The organism is Pseudoflavonifractor sp. 60, assembly GCF_009911645.1.
Classification (GTDB): Bacteria; Bacillota; Clostridia; order Oscillospirales; family Oscillospiraceae; genus Lawsonibacter.
This window is the reverse complement of record NZ_QWKI01000105.1, coordinates 1-580: the sequence shown is the minus strand read 5'-3', so window position 1 is coordinate 580 and position 580 is coordinate 1. Positions and strand designations below refer to the sequence as shown.

Sequence of the window (580 nt, the reverse complement as noted above, 5' to 3'; positions counted from 1 at the left end):
TAACTTTTCCTGCCCTCCTGCCGGTTCTCATAGAGCCGACATTCCTCCATGACGGCGGCAACCTCGTCCGGCACTTCAATGAAAGTGTCCTTTGTGTAGAGTGAATAGTAATGCTTGCGTAGATTAACGATTGCCATGCCGCCCTCACTTCCCCTGGGGATGGTCTGCATAGTAGCGGCGGAGATTGCACAGGCCACGGTGGATGGAGAGACACACGTTGCTGTTGTGGACACGCTCACGATCAGCGATTTCCTGCTGGGTCAGCCCGTCCAGGTAGTAGGCACAGACACGGCGGGCCTGGGTGGGGGTGGCATAGGACAGAGCATCCCGCAAAGCAGCGGCCAGCCGGTCACGCTCGGCCCGTTCCTCCGCCAGCATGATAAGCTGTTCCGGGGACGGGCTGTGTTCCAGAGCATAGTTCTCCGTCCACTCGAAAGCATCCAGCGAGTAATAAGCCCGGTGATACCGCTTGCGGCGCTCATGGTTCCGCATTTCCCGGACGGATTGGCACAGCACGTCAAAGACTTCCTCGCTGACCTCCAGCAGCTTGTCCTGCTCATAGTGGGGATAGTAGAGCCGC

At 58.4% G+C, this 580-nt stretch carries 1 protein-coding gene; it reads right to left on the bottom strand.

Going from position 1 to position 580, the window contains the following annotated elements:
- Positions 1-144 precede the first annotated feature (144 nt).
- Positions 145-580, bottom strand: a 436-nt coding sequence (locus D1646_RS11855) for an RNA polymerase subunit sigma-24 (protein ID WP_160636659.1), incomplete at its 5' end; no start/stop codon positions are given.